Below are 15,365 nucleotides of genomic sequence, written 5' to 3' on the forward strand. Positions count from 1 at the left end.
TCGAGATCCGGCAGCGCCACCCCGTCTTCGGCGTCGGCTCCTACGTCGAACTCTCCGCCTCCAACCCCTCCGTCCTCGCCTTCACCCGCGAGATCGACGGGTCGGACGGCAACCAGTGGGGCGGCATGGACACCGTCCTCTGCGTGAACAACCTGTCCCGCTTCCCGCAGCCGGTCGAGCTCGACCTGCGGCGGTTCCGGGGCACCGCGCCCATCGAATGCATGGGCGGCGTCCAGTTCCCCGCCATCGGCGACCTGCCCTACCTGCTGACGCTCCCCGGGCACGGCTTCTACTGGTTCCTGCTCCCGCCGCCGCCCGCCGAGCACGACCCGGGAGAAGGAGTGATGTAGCCGTGCCGCCGCCAGACCATTCCCTCGTCCGGCTCCTGTCCGACTGGCTGCCCCGGCAGCGGTGGTTCGGCGGCAAGGACGAACCCATCGACGAGCTGTCCCTCGGCACCGCCACCGAACTGCGCACCGGCGACCCCGCCCTGCACCACCTCGTCCTCGACGTCCGCCAGAACGGCACCACCGACCACTACCAGCTCCTCCTCGGCGTCCGCCGCGAACTCCCCGACCGGCTCCAGCACGTGGAGATCGGACGGGCCGCCGGGCACCCGCCGATCACCGGGCACGTGTACGACGCCGCCCACGACCCCGACCTGACCCGCGTGCTGCTCGACCTCATGGCGAGCGAGGCGGCCGTCGGGCCGCTGCGGTTCCGCCGCGCGCCCGGCACCGGCATCCGCACCGGCCTGGAGGGGCTGCCGACCTCGGCCGAGCAGAGCAACACCTCACTGATCTTCGGCGACGCCTATATCTGCAAGCTGTTCCGGCGGCTGTCCCCCGGCGTCAACCCCGACCTGGAGGTCAACCTCGCGCTGACCCGCCAGGGCTGCGAGCACATCGCCGCCGTCCACGGCTGGATCGAGCTCGACCCCGGCGACCCCGCCGAGCCCGCAGCGGAGCCGGTCACGCTCGCGCTGCTGTCGGAGTTCCTGCGCACCGCGACGGACGGCTGGCAGCTCGCCCTCACCAGCGTCCGCGACTGGTTCGCCCAGCCCACCCCGCCGGGCCCGTCGGGCGAGGTCACGGCCGGGGACGCGGGCGACGCCGGCGGCGACTTCGCCGCGGAGGCGGAGCGGCTCGGCGCCGCCACCGCCGAGGTGCACCGCGACCTCGCCGCCGCGTTCGGCGTGGTGCGCACGCCGCCCGAGGCGCTGCGCGGCATCGTCTTCGGGATGAACCAGCAGCTCGACCAGGTCACCGCCGCCGTCCCGGAGCTGCGCCCGCACGCGCACGCGATCCGCGAGGTGTTCGACCGGGTCGCGGCGGACGCGTCCGAGATGGAGTTCCAGCGGGTCCACGGCGACTACCACCTCGGGCAGGTGCTGCGCACCGACGCGGGCTGGGTGCTGCTGGACTTCGAGGGCGAGCCGGCCCGCGCCCCGGGCGAGCGCCGCGCCTTCGCGCACCCGCTGCGCGACGTCGCCGGGATGCTGCGCTCCTTCGAGTACGCGGCGCGGTTCCTGCTCGCGCGCGGCGGCGGCCTGCCGGACGGCACCGCGGAGGCCCTCGAACTGCGCGCCCGCGCCTGGGCCGAGCGCAACCGCGCGGCGTTCTGCGCCGGCTACGCCGCCGCGGGCGGCCCCGACCCGGCCGCGCACGAGGCGCTGGTGCGGGCGTTCGAGTTCGACAAGGCGGTCTACGAGGTCCGCTACGAGGCGAGCAACCGGCCGTCCTGGCTCCCCGTCCCGCTCCGCTCCCTGGCCCGCCTGGCGGGCTGACCCCGGCGCGCGGACGGGGTTCACAGGTCGATCGCGTAGTCGAGGACGACGCGGTCGGCGGGCAGGACGATCTCGCGGCAGACCTCCATCACGCCGGCGTTCGCCAGCAGCCGGCGGGTGATGCCGAGGACGGGGACGCCGCCGCTCATGCGGAGGGTCTCGGCCTCCTCCGGGGTCGGCATCCGGGAGCGGACGGCCTCCTCCACCCGGACGGGCGGGTGCCCGAGGTAGGCGAGTTGCGCGAGCGTCCCGCCGGGCCACGGCTCGCGGGCCGGGTCGGCGACGGGGGTGTCGCCGACGAGGTCCCACGGCAGGTAGTTGACGGAGATCTGCTGCGGCTCCCCGCGCGCGAAGAAGACGAACCGGCGGCGCAGCAGCTCGGTGCCGGCCGGCAGCTCGAACAGCGCGCCCAGCTCGCCGTCCGCCCGCACCCGGGTGAACTCCTTGTCGAGCCGGTAGTCCGCCCAGTCGATCTTCTGGTCGCGGGTGAAGGTGGTCTCCGGGACGGCGAGGGGCCGGGTCACCGCGCGGTACCGGTCCATCGCGACGCGGCGCGCCGGGGGCACGACCTTGACGAGCGTGCCGCCGCCGCGGCGGGTCTCGACGAGTCCCTCGCCGCGCAGCAGCGCGACGGCCTGCCGGACGACGATCTCGGAGACGCCGTGGGTCTCGCACAGCTCGGCGATGGTCGGCAGCCGCGTCCCCGGCGGGAGGCTGCCGTCCCGGATCCCCTCCCGCAGCGTGTCGGCGATGCGCAGGTAGGCGGGGCGGTCCGGCACCGGCGTCACCTCCCTACTCTGCGCCGCACGCGCCCGGCGCGGCGTTCGAACGATGTTCGACTCGGCGTTCGATCCCGGCCCGTCCCTCTCCGCCATCCATACCTTCCACGCGCTATCCCGGAGGGCACGGTCCGCTTACGGACAGCTTGACACCTCTTGGCCCGAGTAAGACTTTTGTATACAGAAGAACGACCTCGGGGAAGGGACGACCTTGATGGGCGACTTCGACGTGTTGAAGGCGGCCATCGAGGAGGAGTTCCCGGGCTGGCAGGTGTGGCGCAGCGACGCGGGACGCTGGTACGCGACCCGCATCGGCGACCTCACCGACGCCGAACTCCAGGCGGGATGTGCGATGACCGTGGCGGCGGACGACTCGGAGGGGCTCCGCCGGCTGCTCGTCGAGCAGACGCACGGAGGGCGCGGGGACCGGTGACCGGAGGCCATGGGGAACAGCGCGGCCCGGTCCGCGAGCGGGGGCGGACCGGGCCCGGGCGCTCCGGTGCGCAAGGTACCTGTGTCGCTGAGGTGACACAGGAGTGGATCCTCGGGCGGTGGGGTCGTTGTCACCCCTGGGGCGAGGTGGACGTGACCCGGTAGCGGGCGGCGGGCGGGGAGCCGCCCCACGGAACGTGGCCGCACGGGCGGCAGCATTCGGCGCGACCCCACGACGAAGAGTCGAGCCGCCCGTGCGGCCGCAAGCGCGCCCGCGCAGGTCGCGGCGCGCTCGCCGATCTTGAACGTCAAGCTCGCGGAAACAGGTCCTCCGGTCATGTGAGACCACCGCTTCTCGGGGCACTCCTACAGAAGTAAAGGCTCAGTGACGGGAGGCCATGAGGTCATGGCACGGGTGACGCGCGCGGAGATCGACCGGCTCGTCGGCGGCGACCACCACGATCCGCACGGCGTCCTCGGGGCGCATCCGGGCAGGGACGGCGTGACCGTGCGGGCGCTGCGCCCGCTGGCGGAGAAGGTCGAGGTCGTCCTGCCGAACGGCGACCGGCATCCGCTCCGCCACTTCCACCAGGGGCTGTTCAAGGGCACCCTGCCGAAGGGGGCCTCTCTCGCGGGCGAGGACGAGCGCGCGGCGCCGCTGGCCGTCCCCGACTACCGGCTCGCCGTCACCTACGGGGACGGCGTCGAGACGCTCCAGGACGACCCCTACCGGCACCTGCCGACGCTCGGCGAACTCGACCTGCACCTGATCGGCGAGGGGCGGCACGAGGAGCTGTGGCGGGCGCTCGGCGCGCAGCCCCGCTCCTACGCGTCCGCGCTCGGCACCGTGCACGGGACGGGTTTCGCGGTGTGGGCGCCGACGGCGCGCGGCGTGCGCGTGGTCGGCGACTTCAACCACTGGGACGGCCGCGGCCACCCGATGCGGTCGCTCGGCTCCACCGGCGTGTGGGAGCTGTTCGTGCCGGGCGTCGGCGACGGCACCTGCTACAAGTACGAGATCCTCGGCGCGGACGGCGTGTGGCGCACCAAGGCCGACCCCATGGCGCAGTGGACCGAGCGCCCCCCGGCGACGGCGTCGCGCGTGTTCACCTCGTCCTACACGTGGGGCGACGGCGCGTGGATGGACGCCCGCAAGGACCACGACTGGCTGCACGAACCGATGAGCGTGTACGAGGTGCACCTCGGGTCGTGGCGCCCTGGGCTCGGGTACAAGGAACTGGCCGACGAACTCACCGAGTACGTGCACGACATGGGGTTCACCCACGTCGAGCTGCTGCCGGTGGCGGAGCACCCCTACGGCCCGTCCTGGGGCTACCAGGTGACGTCCTACTACGCGCCCACGTCGCGGTTCGGGAACCCGGACGACTTCCGGCATCTCGTCGACCGGCTCCACCAGGCCGGTATCGGCGTCATCATGGACTGGGTGCCGGCCCACTTCCCCAAGGACGAATGGGCGATGGCCCGGTTCGACGGCACCGCGCTGTACGAGCACGACGACCCGGCGCGCGGCGAGCACCCCGACTGGGGGACGCTCGTGTTCAACTACGGCCGCGCCGAGGTCCGCAACTTCCTGGTGGCGAACGCGTCGTTCTGGCTGGAGGAGTTCCACATCGACGGCCTGCGCGTGGACGCCGTCGCCTCGATGCTGTACCTCGACTACTCGCGCAATGAGGGCGAGTGGTCGCCGAACATCTACGGCGGCCGCGAGAACCTGGAGGCCATCTCCTTCCTCCAGGAGATGAACGCGACGGTCTACAAGCGCAACCCCGGCGTCATGACGATCGCCGAGGAGTCCACGGCCTGGCCCGGCGTGTCCCGCCCGACCCACCTCGGCGGGCTCGGGTTCGGGTTCAAGTGGAACATGGGCTGGATGCACGACACGCTCGAATACCTGCGCCACGAGCCGGTGTTCCGGCACTACCACCACAACGAGATCACGTTCTCGCTGGTGTACGCGTTCTCGGAGAACTACGTCCTGCCGCTGTCGCACGACGAGGTCGTCCACGGCAAGGGCTCGCTGCTGAGCAAGATGCCGGGCGACGCGTGGCAGCAGTTCGCCGGGCTGCGCGCCCTGCTCGCCTACATGTGGTCGCATCCCGGCAAGCAGCTGCTGTTCATGGGCCAGGAGTTCGGGCAGGGCGCCGAATGGGCGGAGGAGCGCCCGCTCGACTGGTGGCTGCTGGAGAACGCCGCCGAGGGCGCCAACCACCTCGGGCTGCAGAAGCTCGTCCGCGACCTGAACCGCGCCTACCGCGCCGAGCCCGCGCTGTGGACGCGCGACAGCGACCACGAGGGGTTCCGCTGGATCGACGGCAACGACGCGGGCGGCAACACCCTGTCCTACCTGCGCTACGGGACGCCCCGCGCCGACGGCGAGCCTCCGGTCCTGGCGTGCGTCGTGAACTTCGCCGGGAACCCGCACGAGGACTACCGGCTGGGCCTGCCCCGCGCGGGCCGCTGGCGCGAGGTCGTCAACACCGACTCCTACGACTACGGCGGCAGCGGCGTCGGCAACCTGGGCCATGTCGAGGCGTCCGGCGAGCCGTGCCACGGCCTGCCGGCGTCCGCGGTGCTGCGCGTCCCGCCGCTGGGCGCGGTCTGGCTCGTGCCCGAATAGGGGCGCGCGCGCAGACCCGCTCGGTCATAGGGTGGGCGCATGCAGCGCCTGCACAACGTTCCGGGCCAGTTTCTGGTCGAGCATCTGCCGCAATCGACGTTCCCCGAGGACGACGACTGGGTCGCGCTGATCCGCGCCCCGGAGGGCCTCACCGTCGTGCGGGAGGCGTCGCCGTTCACCGAGGCGGAACGCTGGGTCGGGTTCTACGGCGAGCCGGACGGCCTGGACGTGCCCGGCACGCTGGCCGCGCTCGTGCAGCCGCTCGCCGACGCGGGGGTGCCGGTCTTCGTGGTATCCACCTACCACGCCGACCTCGTCCTCGTCCCCGAGCACCGCCTGAAGGACGCGACGGAGGCGCTCCGCGGCGCAGGCCACCAGGTCGAGCTCTAGCCCGGGGCTACAGGCGCTCCAGGAGCCAGCGCGGCCCGGTGACGGCGGCGCCGGCGGCCTCGCAGCGGGCGCGCAGCTCCCGGTCGGCCGTGACCACCAGGTGCGCGGTGTCGGGCCGGGCCTCCCGGACGAGTTCCACGATCCGGTCGTCGCCGCTGCCGGGCGCCGCCACGACGTTCACCCCGTCGGCGGGCTCGTCCGCGACCGGCCGCGCCGCGCCCTCCACGACCAGGACGACCTCCGGGAAGCAGCGGTCGAACGGCACGACCCCGCCGGGCAGGCCCCGCACGCCGCCGGCCAGCGCCTTCAGGTCGTCGCGGAGCCGGGCGTTCGCCCCCGCGCGGTCCTTCCACCAGCCGTCGGCGCGGGCGCCCACGACGTTCGCCGCGTCCACGACGAGGACGAGGCCCTTCATCGCGTCCCGCAGCCGGGGCCACGACCGGGCGAACGGCGCGAACAGCTTGCGGTCGGTGACCTCCTCCTCCCGCACCCACTCGGCCCTGCGCGTCTCCCTGGACGCCGCGTCCACGGGGACGAGCTCGGTCAGCGACCCCATCACGGACGTGAAGGACCAGCCGCCGTGGTCCTCGACGGTGGTGCCGTGGACATTCACCGCGCTGACGTCGAGCGTGCACTCCTCGGAGGTCTCCCGCAGCGCGCCCGTGACGGCGTCCTCGTGGCTGTGCAGCGCGCCGCCGAACATGCCCCACGTCCCGCCGCCGATCCCCCACCAGGCGCGCTGCTGGAGCAGGATCCACACCTGGCCGCCGGCGTCGCGGTGGTAGGCCAGCAGGCCCGCGGCACCGAACCGTCCCCAGTGCGTGTGGCCCTGCCCGCAGCCGGCCCAGCCGTCGCCGTCTCCCATGCGTCCGACGATAGCGCCGGACGCTCGTGACGAACGGCATAGTGCCGCCCCGCCGGGCACCGAATACCATTCTGAAGATCACCGCTGAGCAGGGAGAGTGAGTTGAGCGTCGACGCGAGCGCGGCGGCCCTTCAGGAGGCCGCCGAACTGTGGAACACGCTGTCCGGCGCCGGCTTCATCCAGGCGATGGTGGACCGGCGCGTCCCGGAGATCTCCGACATCAGCGACTACATCGGGCAGGACGTGCGGGCCGCCGAGCCGGGCCGCGTGGAGATCGCGTGGTCGCCCGCGGACAAGCTCTGCAACCCCGGCGGCACCGTCCACGGCGGCTACATCGCGATGATCCTCGACAACGCGGTCTGCCTGGCGGCGAGCAGCACGTGCGAGCACTTCATGCCGATGCTCACGCTCAACCTGAACGTCGACTACCTGCGCGCCGTCCAGTCCGGCCAGACCTACACGGTGACCGGCACCTGCCTGCACCCCGGCGGCACCCGCATGGTCTCCAACGCGCTGATCACCGACACCGCCGGCCGCCCGGTCGCCCAGGCGTCCGCCAGCGTCATCCCCAACAAGGCGTTCGCCCGCTGAGCTCACTCGGGGTGCGGGAACGGCGCCGGGTGAGCGCATAGGCTGGGGCGCATGGTGGATCCCGGCACAGTCGTCAACGTGATCAAGCAGGCCCGCGAGCGGCGGACGGCGCCGCTGATCCTCGAACTCGATCTCACCGACGGGCTCGTGGAGACCGCGCCGGCCGACCCGATCTCGGCGATCCTGTCCATGCGCCGGACGAACCTGCGGGACGTCCTGGACGGGCTGCGCCGCGCCCGCTCCGACAGCCGGGTGCGCGCCCTCGTGGTGAAGGTGTCCGGCGGCGTCGGGCTGGCGCTCGTCCAGGAGCTGCGCGAGGCCGTCCAGGCGCTGCGGGACGCGGGCAAGTTCACCGTCGCGTGGGCCGAGACCTACGGTGAGGGCGGGCGCGGCACCGTGCCGTACTACCTGGCCACCGCGTTCGACAAGGTGTACCTGCAGCCGACCGGCGAGGTGGGGCTGACCGGCGTCGCGCTGGAGGAGCCGTTCTTCGCGGGCGCGCTGGAGAAGGCGGGCATCGAGCCGCGGTTCGCCAAGCGGTACGAGTACAAGACCATGGCGAACACGTTCATGGAGAAGGCGTACACGCCGGAGCACGAGGAGTCGTCGCGGCGGCTCGTCGCCTCGCTCGGGGAGCAGATCACCGCCGGGGTCGCCGCCGCCCGCGGGCTGTCGGAGGAGACGGTGCGGGCGCTCGTCGACCGCGGTCCCTTCCTCGCCGACGAGGCGCTGGAGGAGAACCTCGTCGACCGGCTCGCCTACCGCGACGAGGTCTACGCCGACCTGCGGGAGCGGTTCGGCGAGGAGGCGCAGCTGCGCTACGTTTCGCGGTACAACCGCGCGCACGGCCTCGCGAGCCGGCTCCCCCAGCCGGGCAAGCAGGACGTCGTCGCGCTGATCAACGGGCAGGGCCCGATCCGGCTCGGCCGCAGCGGGCGCGGCGGGCCGCTGCCGAACTCGGGGCCCGCGATGGGCTCGGACACGATCGGCGCCGCGTTCCGCGCCGCGGTGAAGGACGAGCGGGTCAAGGCCATCGTGTTCCGGGTGAACAGCCCCGGCGGGTCCGCCGTCGCGTCCGACGCGATCTGGCGCGAGGTCGTCCTCGCGCGCCGCGCCGGCAAGCCCGTGGTCGTGTCGATGGGCAACGTCGCGGCGTCCGGCGGCTACTACGTGTCGATGGCGGCGGACACGATCGTCGCGCAGCCCGGCACGCTCACCGGCTCGATCGGCGTCGTCGTCGGCAAGGCCGTGGTGAACGGCCTGCTGGACCGCGTCGGCATCGGCCTCGGCGCGGTCGCCGACGGCGCCCACGCCCGGATGCTCAGCGCCACCAAGGACTTCAGCGACTCCGAGTGGGAGCGGGTCAACGCCTCCCTCGACCGGATCTACGACGACTTCACCGCGAAGGTCGCCGAGGGCCGCGAGCTGTCCCGCGAGCGCGTCCACGAGCTGGCCCGGGGCCGGGTCTGGACGGGCGCGGACGCGAAGGAGCGCGGCCTCGTCGACGAGCTTGGCGGCATCGACGCCGCCCTCGACCTGGCCCGCAAGAAGGCCGGGCTGGCGTCCGACGCGCCGGTCCGGACGTACCCGCACACCTCGCCGCTGGAGCGGCTGCGCCCGCCGGAGTCCAGCGAGGACCGCACGGCCGCGTCGGCGCGCTTCGACGGGTGGGGGTCGCTCGGCGGCCTCGCCGCGCGCCTCGGGCTGCCCGCCGCGGGCCCGCTGACCCTGCCGGGCACCTGGGAGATCCGCTGAGCGCCGACTTCGTCGAGGCCGTCGCGGGCTTCGCCACGGGGGTGGCCGTGCTGACGGTCCGCGACGGCCGCGACGACCTCGGCACCACGGTGACCTCGTTCATGTCGGTCTCCCTGGACCCGCCGCTGGTGGTGGCGAGCGTGGCGACGTCGTCGTACCTGTCGGAGGTCCTGAACCGGCGGCCCCGCTGGGCGGCGACGGTCCTGGCGTCGGCGCAGCGGGCCCTGGCCGGGCGGTTCGCGGCCGAGGGCCGTCCGAGCGCCCGCATCCTGCTGGCCGCCGAGCCGCACCACCGCGGCCCGCATTCGGACGCCCTGATCCCCGACACGGGCGTCTGCGCGCTGGAATGCGAGACCCGCCAGGCCATCGAGGCGGGCGACCACACGCTCTTCGTCGCCGAGGCCCTCGCCACCGACTACGTGACCCGCGACCGCTCGCCGCTGATCCGCGTCAACCGCCGCTACCTGCCCGCCTAGCCGGGCCTAGCCGGCCGGGGTCAGCGGACCCGGCGGCCCGCCTTCCACACGGCGTGGGTCTGGGGGACGCCGGGGCGGTAGGCGAGGTGGATGTGGGACGCGGCGTCCAGGACGTGGACGTCTGCGCGCGCGCCCGGGGCGAGGTGGCCGACGTCGGTGCGGCGGAGGGCGCGGGCGCCGCCGGCGGTCGCGGACCAGACGGCCTCGGCCGGGGTCATGTGCATGTCGCGGACGGCCACGGCGATGCAGAACGCCATGCTCGAGCTGTAGCAGGAGCCGGGGTTGCAGTCGCTGGCGAGGGCGACGGTCGCGCCGGCGTCCAGGAGGCGGCGGGCGTCGGGGTAGGGCTGGCGGGTGGAGAACTCGACGCCGGGCAGGAGGGTCGCGACCGTCTGGGACGAGGCGAGGGCGTCCACGTCGGCGTCGCTGAGGAACGTGCAGTGGTCGGCGGACGCGGCGTCCAGTTCGACGGCGAGCCGCACGGCGGGGCCTTGGGTGAGCTGGTTGGCGTGCAGGCGGGGGCTCAGGCCCGCCTTCATGCCCGCCTGCAGGATCTCGCGGGTCTGGTCGGCGTCGAACGCGCCCTCCTCGCAGAAGACGTCCACCCAGCGGGCGTGCGGGGCGCAGGCGGCGAGCATGTCGGTCGCGGCCAGGTGCGCGTAGGCGGCGGCGTCGTCCTTGTACTCGGCGGGGACGACATGGGCGCCGAGGTAGGTGACCTCGTCCGCGAGTTCGGCGGCGATGCGGACGGCGCGCTCCTCCTGCTCGACCGTGAGGCCGTAGCCGGACTTGCACTCGACGGTCGTCGTCCCCTGGCCCGCCATCTCCCCGATGAGGCGGCGCAGGTTCGCGCGGAGGTCGTCGTCGGACGCGACGCGGGTGCGCTCGACGGTGGTGCGGATGCCGCCCGCCGCGTACTTCCGGCCGCTCATCCGGGCGGCGAACTCCTCGGCGCGCTCGCCCGCGAAGACGAGGTGGGCGTGGGAGTCCACGAAGCCGGGGAGGACGGCCCGCCCGGCGGCGTCGAACGCCTCGTCGGCGGCGGGCGCTTCCGAGGCCGGGCCCGTCCAGGCGATGGCGCCGCCGTCCATGACCAGGGCGGCGTCGCGGACGATGCCGAGACCGCCGCCGGCGGCCGGGTCGTTGGTGACGAGTTCCCCGATGTTCGTGATGACCGTGCTCACCAGGGCAGCATCTCACGCGGTGCGGCGGCGTCCACCTGGTGCCGTTACGTCAACACAGTGCCGCTGCGTCTCACGCGGTGCCGGCGCTGTCGGGCGCCGGCACCGCGCGGGCCGTCAGCGGCGGCGCGCGTCGGCCTCCAGGAGGGGGGCGGTGCCGCGCGCGGGCGCGCGCAGGTCGACGACTCCCTGCCGCTCGGAGAAGACCTCGACGACCTGCCGGGTGTGGCTGCCGCCGGCGCCGTGCTCCATCCGCACGCCGGGCCCGACGCGCAGCGACGTGCACTTGAAGTGGATGGCGTAGACGTTCTGCGCCTCACCGCCGACGACGGAGTCGCACACCATCACCTTCTTCGTTCCGTCCTCCATGTCCTGCACGACCGCGTACCCGTGGTCGGTCGGCAGGTAGTAGTCCGAGCTCATGTGACCGTCCTTTCTCGTTTGTGTGGTTGGTCAGAGGGGGCGGACGGGCGAGACGCCCTCGCAGTCGATCCCGAACATCACCCGCTTCCAGTCGCCGGCGTAGGCGAAGATCCCGCCGGACGTCGCGACGCCCAGCCTCGACGGCATCCGCGTCGCGTCCACGTGCCTGCGCACGCGCCCCATCGAGTGGACGCCCTCCATGTCCTCCCAGAGCGACACGTTGAGCAGCGTCCGGGCGCGCCAGGCGACCATCAGCGACGACCCGAGGAACCCGGTCGCGTCCCGCCGCACGTCCCGCGCCAGCCGCTTGTGCAGGACGAGCACGAGGAGCAGCGCCCACAGGCTCGGGCACTCGAACCGCGTCACCACGATGACGCCGTCCTTCACCTCGCCCGCGGCACCGTCCCGCACAGCGCCTGTGGCGCCGTCCGGCAGAGCTCCTGGGACGCCGCCCGGGATCACAGCGTCTGCAGCGCCGTCAGCGCCGCCAGCGACACCAGGGCCGTCCCGGACAGGGCGCGAATCGATCTCAGCCATAGCCGTTGCCTTCTCGTTCCCATGTCGACCATCGCGGGCGTGAAGCGCAGGCTCCCCACCGCGACGCTGAGGTTGGACAGCAGCGCCATGCCGACCATGACCGGCGCGGCCGTCCACGGGTCCAGCAGCACCACCGCGGCGACCGCGACCCACACCAGCGACACCGCCTTCTGCGTCGTCACGAGCAGGCCGAGGTCGAAGCCCCAGGCCACGCCGCGCGACCCCGGCGGCAGCCGGTGCACGAGCTGCTGCGGGACCTGCCGCCACACGTGCGGCGTCCGGCCCGCCAGGTCGGCGAGCCCGAACCCGAGGGCCACCGCGGCGAGGGCGAGCACCCGCGCGTCCTCCGGCAGGACCTCGTGCACCCCGCGCCCCACCACGTACAGCAGCAGCGCTACGAGCAGCCCCGCGAGGACGCCGCCCGCGGTGAGGCCGGTCAGGAAGCGCGCGCCGTCCGCCGGACGGCGGCGCATCAGCGGGCCGGAGACTCCGGCCATGGACCGGCCTCAAGGGCTCAGGATGTGCAGGACCGCGCCGATCCCGCCGAGCACCACCCACGTGACCACGCGCGGCCCGTCAGCTGTAGCGGCACTCGAAGGCCGAGTGCTGCTTGCCGCTGTAGTAGGCCTCGCAGCAGGAGCAGTGCAGGTAGGCGCTCATGGCGCAGCCCCACAGGTAGTCCATGTTGTTGCGGCAGGTGGTCATGGAGACGTTGGGGCAGACCGCGAGGTTGCAGCAGTTCTGCTTGCAGATCGCGTACGCGGGCTCGGACCGGCCGAACACGGCCGAGGCGGCGGTCAGCCCGCCCGCGCCGAGCGCGCCGAGGAACCCGCGCCGGGCCCACCGCCCGGTCGCCCGCCCCGCCCGGCCGCCGGCGCGGCCTCCCGCGTCGCCGCGCGGGCGGTGCTCCGTCGTGGTGGTCATGACACTCCCTTCGGTTCGTTGACCCTCGTCCTGAGGGCCTGGACGTCCTGGAAGACGAGGGCCGACTCCAGCCGCCCGCCGCGGATGACCAGTGCGGTCGGGCTCATCCGGACGTTGAACTCGTCGGCGACCCAGCTGCCGCCCTCGTCGACGTAGTGCGCGAGGCGGTGCAGCCCGTACTGCTGGACGAAGCGGTCGCCGCGCGCACGCTCCGCCGTGGAGACGACCACGGCCATGTCGCCCTCGGCGCCCCTGTCCAGCTCGTCCGACAGCTGCTGGGCGACGTCCTTGCAGGTGGAGCAGGCGGTGCTGAGGACGAGCACGGTCCGGGCGGCGTCGATGTCGGTGCCGGGGCCGGTGAGGCCGGCGAGCTCGGCCGGCCAGCGGCCGGGTTCGGTGCCGAGCCGCGCGTCGTCCAGCGGCCAGATCGCGGGGTCGCGGTCGGCGGCGGTCTCCCGCTCGGTCGGCAGCCGCGAGCTCAGCTCGCCGAGCATCGCGAACAGCAGCACGACGGCGGCGACGAGGACGAGCAGCACGGCGCCGAAGAAGACTTCCATCATGGGGGTGTTCCTCCGTCTATCGCGAGGCAGGGAGGGGCCGGGTGAGGTCCTTGATGAGGCCGCGGTGCGCCCACCCGCACACCAGCAGCGCGCCGAACGCCAGCCCGGTGCCGGACTGGAAGAAGTACGCGGTGGCGGAGCCGGGCGCCGCGGCCGCCAGGTTCACCGCCGGGACGGCCATGAGCAGCGCCCCGGCGAGGACGTTGAACCAGCCGAGCGGCCGGCCGCCCGTCGCGCCGAGGCAGCCGCAGACGGCGCCGCCGCCGCGGACGGCGCCGAGGACGCCGGCCGCGGCGAAGCTCGCGCCGAGCACGCCCACCGCCCAGGCGCCGGCCGGGCGGGTCGCGGTGCCGGTCAGCGCGAGCGCGGCGAGGATCTCCACCGCCGCGAACGCCCGGACATGGCCGCTCGCGAACCCGTCGCCCGAGGACCGGACGAGCGCGTTCAGGGCCCGGCCGAGCTGCGCCGGAGAAACCATTTTCGAGACGCCCGCGACGAACAATACGGCGGCCGCGGACGAATTGACGGCGACGAGGACGGAATCGTTTACAGCCATGCTGAGGACGACCTCGTTAAAGGAGCGGGGAACGGGGAGCGATCGATACGATCTTTTTAACCCGCCTTGATCAAGGAGTCAATGACGTGCGCGGCCGGGCAGGAATTGAGTCGATTGCTCAACCGGCGCGGCGGGACTGCTCATTCGGCGGCCGGCCGCTCGCGCGGCGCGGCGGGGGCGCTCAGGTCCAGGCGCCCGAGTTCGCCCCGGGTCCGCACGCCGAGCTTGGGATACGCCCGGTAGAGGTGGTTCCCGACGGTCCGCGGGCTGAGGAACAGCCGGTCGGCTATCTCCCGGTTGCTGGCGCCGGCCGCGGCGAGCCGCACGATCTGCAGCTCCTGGTGGGTGAGGCCGCCGAGCACCGTTTCCGGGGCGTCCGCCGGGCGCGTTCCGCAGGCCCCGAGCTCCGCCCTCGCCCGCTCCGCCCAGGCAGCGGAGCCGGAGTTCTCAAACAATTCGAGCGCGTTGCTCAAATACGTTCGCGCATCTGCTCTGCGGCGCTCCCTGCGCAGCCATTCGCCGTACAGCAGCCCGGTGCGGGCCCGCTCATAGGCGTTGCCGTTCCCGAGCAGTTCCAGCGCGTTCACGAAATGCCGTTCCGCCGCCGCGCCGGCGGCGAGCTGGGCGCGGCACCGCTCGGCCAGCGCCCGCACGTCCGGGGACGCGTCCCGGGCCGCCCGGCGGTCGAGCAGGGCGAGCGGGCGCGCCGCCCGGTCCGGCCGCCCGGCGCGCACCGCCGCCTCGACGCGGTCGGCCGCCTGGCGGGCGGCGCTCGCGGCCGGGCCCGCCGCCGGCACCTCCTCGGGGAGCTCCTCCAGCCGGGCCAGCGCCTCGGCGTGCCGCCCGGCGCCGAGGTCGAGCAGCGCGAGCGCCCACGTCCCGAGGGAGACGGCCGGCGCGACGTCCTCGGCGCGGGCCTGCTCCAGGCCGGCGGCGACCAGGTCCGCGCAGCGCTTCTCGTCGCCCGCCACCGCGGCGAGCCAGCCGAGCAGGCAGCTCAGCTGGGCCGTCCGCGTCCGCGCGCCGGCGTCGCCCGCCAGCCGCAGCCCCTCCTCGGCCGCCTCCCGCGCCTCGCCGTGCAGGCCCCGCCCGACCAGCGCGTGGGCGAGGACCTGGAGCGCGTAGGGCAGCCGCCCGGCCTCGGTGCGGCAGTCCCGCGCGAACCGCGCGGCCGCCTCGTGCGCGCCGGGGGCGCCGTCCGCGAACGCGATGGTGGACGCGGTGAGGCGGCGGCCCAACTCGTCCGGTAACGAGCGCCGCAGGTCGGCGAGCCGCCCGGCGGCGCCCGCCGCGTCCATCGCCGCGCCGATCGCGGCCGGCAGCCGGGCCAGCGCGGAGCCCGGCGGCAGCGGAAGGGCGCCGAGCGCGTCCAGCGCCTCCCGGATGAGCCGGGCGTCGCCCGCGTGCCAGCCGCACCGGGCGGCGTCGGCGAGCAGCAGCGCGGCACCGGCGGGGTCGAGCCCGGCGAGCGG

At 74.0% G+C, this 15,365-nt stretch carries 18 protein-coding genes; 8 read left to right on the forward strand and 10 right to left on the reverse strand.

Translation table 11 applies throughout. The features are described from left to right. The coding region (locus AB0K34_RS42775) for an alpha-glucosidase C-terminal domain-containing protein (protein ID WP_364554351.1) at positions 1-350 on the forward strand (350 nt) is incomplete at its 5' end. 2 nt (positions 351-352) lie between these two features. Next, positions 353-1,786 carry a phosphotransferase gene (locus AB0K34_RS42780; protein ID WP_171069201.1) on the forward strand — a complete coding sequence of 478 codons (1,434 nt, stop codon included), beginning with the start codon at positions 353-355 and terminating at the stop codon, positions 1,784-1,786. Between the two features lie 20 nt (positions 1,787-1,806). On the opposite strand, the gene AB0K34_RS42785 is transcribed toward AB0K34_RS42780, so the two are convergent. Further along, positions 1,807-2,574 carry a GntR family transcriptional regulator gene (locus AB0K34_RS42785; RefSeq protein ID WP_301177826.1) on the reverse strand — a complete coding sequence of 256 codons (768 nt, stop codon included), beginning with the start codon at positions 2,572-2,574 and terminating at the stop codon, positions 1,807-1,809. 205 nt (positions 2,575-2,779) lie between these two features. Between AB0K34_RS42785 and AB0K34_RS42790 the strand changes: the two genes are divergently transcribed. The 3 genes from AB0K34_RS42790 to AB0K34_RS42800 all read left to right on the forward strand — a co-directional run bounded on the left by AB0K34_RS42790 (position 2,780) and on the right by AB0K34_RS42800 (position 6,025). Further along, positions 2,780-2,998 (forward strand): hypothetical protein, encoded by a 219-nt coding sequence (locus AB0K34_RS42790; RefSeq protein ID WP_138638762.1) that lies wholly within the window; start codon positions 2,780-2,782, stop codon positions 2,996-2,998. A gap of 405 nt (positions 2,999-3,403) precedes the next feature. Beyond that, positions 3,404-5,635, forward strand: coding sequence for a 1,4-alpha-glucan branching protein GlgB (gene glgB, locus AB0K34_RS42795; protein ID WP_364554352.1), 2,232 nt, complete (start codon positions 3,404-3,406; stop codon positions 5,633-5,635). 39 nt (positions 5,636-5,674) lie between these two features. Continuing rightward, a complete protein-coding gene (locus tag AB0K34_RS42800) occupies positions 5,675-6,025 on the forward strand; it encodes an ACT domain-containing protein (protein ID WP_138638760.1) in 351 nt (116 codons plus the stop codon). 7 nt (positions 6,026-6,032) lie between these two features. On the opposite strand, the gene AB0K34_RS42805 is transcribed toward AB0K34_RS42800, so the two are convergent. Then, positions 6,033-6,890 carry an NUDIX hydrolase gene (locus AB0K34_RS42805; RefSeq protein WP_364554353.1) on the reverse strand — a complete coding sequence of 286 codons (858 nt, stop codon included), beginning with the start codon at positions 6,888-6,890 and terminating at the stop codon, positions 6,033-6,035. A gap of 102 nt (positions 6,891-6,992) precedes the next feature. Here AB0K34_RS42805 and AB0K34_RS42810 point away from each other — a divergent pair, with 102 nt between their 5' ends. The 3 genes from AB0K34_RS42810 to AB0K34_RS42820 are packed head-to-tail and all read left to right on the forward strand — an operon-like array spanning position 6,993 to position 9,712. After that, the gene (locus tag AB0K34_RS42810) at positions 6,993-7,481 is read left to right on the forward strand and encodes a PaaI family thioesterase (protein WP_301177822.1); all 489 of its coding nucleotides are present in this window, start codon (positions 6,993-6,995) and stop codon (positions 7,479-7,481) included. A gap of 51 nt (positions 7,482-7,532) precedes the next feature. Continuing rightward, positions 7,533-9,236: a signal peptide peptidase SppA gene (gene sppA, locus AB0K34_RS42815; RefSeq protein ID WP_301177821.1), complete on the forward strand. Its 1,704-nt coding sequence runs from the start codon at positions 7,533-7,535 to the stop codon at positions 9,234-9,236. Beyond that, the gene (locus AB0K34_RS42820) at positions 9,233-9,712 is read left to right on the forward strand and encodes a flavin reductase family protein (protein ID WP_364554358.1); all 480 of its coding nucleotides are present in this window, start codon (positions 9,233-9,235) and stop codon (positions 9,710-9,712) included. The genes sppA and AB0K34_RS42820 overlap by 4 nt, the downstream gene beginning before the upstream one ends. 20 nt (positions 9,713-9,732) lie before the next feature. On the opposite strand, the gene hutI is transcribed toward AB0K34_RS42820, so the two are convergent. From hutI to AB0K34_RS42860, 8 genes are all read right to left on the reverse strand, one after another. Beyond that, entirely contained in the window at positions 9,733-10,896 is a 1,164-nt protein-coding gene (hutI, locus tag AB0K34_RS42825; RefSeq protein ID WP_364554354.1) for an imidazolonepropionase, read from the reverse strand. 114 nt (positions 10,897-11,010) lie between these two features. Then, positions 11,011-11,316: a hypothetical protein gene (locus tag AB0K34_RS42830; protein WP_138638756.1), complete on the reverse strand. Its 306-nt coding sequence runs from the start codon at positions 11,314-11,316 to the stop codon at positions 11,011-11,013. Positions 11,317-11,346: 30 nt separating this feature from the next. Next, positions 11,347-11,727: a hypothetical protein gene (locus tag AB0K34_RS42835; RefSeq protein ID WP_364554355.1), complete on the reverse strand. Its 381-nt coding sequence runs from the start codon at positions 11,725-11,727 to the stop codon at positions 11,347-11,349. 47 nt (positions 11,728-11,774) lie between these two features. After that, complete coding sequence (locus AB0K34_RS42840) at positions 11,775-12,350, reverse strand: hypothetical protein (RefSeq protein ID WP_138638754.1); 576 nt, start codon at positions 12,348-12,350, stop codon at positions 11,775-11,777. Positions 12,351-12,429: 79 nt separating this feature from the next. Then, positions 12,430-12,777 carry a twin-arginine translocation signal domain-containing protein gene (locus tag AB0K34_RS42845; RefSeq protein WP_138638753.1) on the reverse strand — a complete coding sequence of 116 codons (348 nt, stop codon included), beginning with the start codon at positions 12,775-12,777 and terminating at the stop codon, positions 12,430-12,432. Continuing rightward, positions 12,774-13,337: a hypothetical protein gene (locus AB0K34_RS42850; RefSeq protein WP_138638752.1), complete on the reverse strand. Its 564-nt coding sequence runs from the start codon at positions 13,335-13,337 to the stop codon at positions 12,774-12,776. Before AB0K34_RS42850 ends, AB0K34_RS42845 begins: the two co-directional genes overlap by 4 nt. Before the next feature lie 16 nt (positions 13,338-13,353). Beyond that, a complete protein-coding gene (locus AB0K34_RS42855) occupies positions 13,354-13,893 on the reverse strand; it encodes a MauE/DoxX family redox-associated membrane protein (protein WP_364554356.1) in 540 nt (179 codons plus the stop codon). Positions 13,894-14,033: 140 nt separating this feature from the next. Further along, positions 14,034-15,365: helix-turn-helix transcriptional regulator (locus tag AB0K34_RS42860; RefSeq protein WP_364554357.1), on the reverse strand; the 1,332-nt coding region annotated here is incomplete at its 5' end.

It is taken from the genome of Actinomadura sp. NPDC049382 (assembly GCF_040677125.1).
Taxonomy (GTDB): domain Bacteria; phylum Actinomycetota; class Actinomycetes; order Streptosporangiales; family Streptosporangiaceae; genus Spirillospora; species Spirillospora geliboluensis.

Excerpts from the sequence above, each read along its gene's own strand:
- AB0K34_RS42850 (WP_138638752.1), bottom strand. The coding sequence starts at position 13,337 with ATGATGGAAGTCTTCTTCGGCGCCGTGCTGCTCGTCCTCGTCGCCGCC.
- AB0K34_RS42790 (WP_138638762.1), top strand. The coding sequence starts at position 2,780 with ATGGGCGACTTCGACGTGTTGAAGGCGGCCATCGAGGAGGAGTTCCCG.
- AB0K34_RS42805 (WP_364554353.1), bottom strand. The coding sequence starts at position 6,890 with ATGGGAGACGGCGACGGCTGGGCCGGCTGCGGGCAGGGCCACACGCAC.
- AB0K34_RS42855 (WP_364554356.1), bottom strand. The coding sequence starts at position 13,893 with ATGGCTGTAAACGATTCCGTCCTCGTCGCCGTCAATTCGTCCGCGGCC.
- AB0K34_RS42845 (WP_138638753.1), bottom strand. The coding sequence starts at position 12,777 with ATGACCACCACGACGGAGCACCGCCCGCGCGGCGACGCGGGAGGCCGC.
- AB0K34_RS42830 (WP_138638756.1), bottom strand. The coding sequence starts at position 11,316 with ATGAGCTCGGACTACTACCTGCCGACCGACCACGGGTACGCGGTCGTG.
- AB0K34_RS42800 (WP_138638760.1), top strand. The coding sequence starts at position 5,675 with ATGCAGCGCCTGCACAACGTTCCGGGCCAGTTTCTGGTCGAGCATCTG.
- sppA (WP_301177821.1), top strand. The coding sequence starts at position 7,533 with ATGGTGGATCCCGGCACAGTCGTCAACGTGATCAAGCAGGCCCGCGAG.
- AB0K34_RS42840 (WP_138638754.1), bottom strand. The coding sequence starts at position 12,350 with ATGGCCGGAGTCTCCGGCCCGCTGATGCGCCGCCGTCCGGCGGACGGC.
- glgB (WP_364554352.1), top strand. The coding sequence starts at position 3,404 with ATGGCACGGGTGACGCGCGCGGAGATCGACCGGCTCGTCGGCGGCGAC.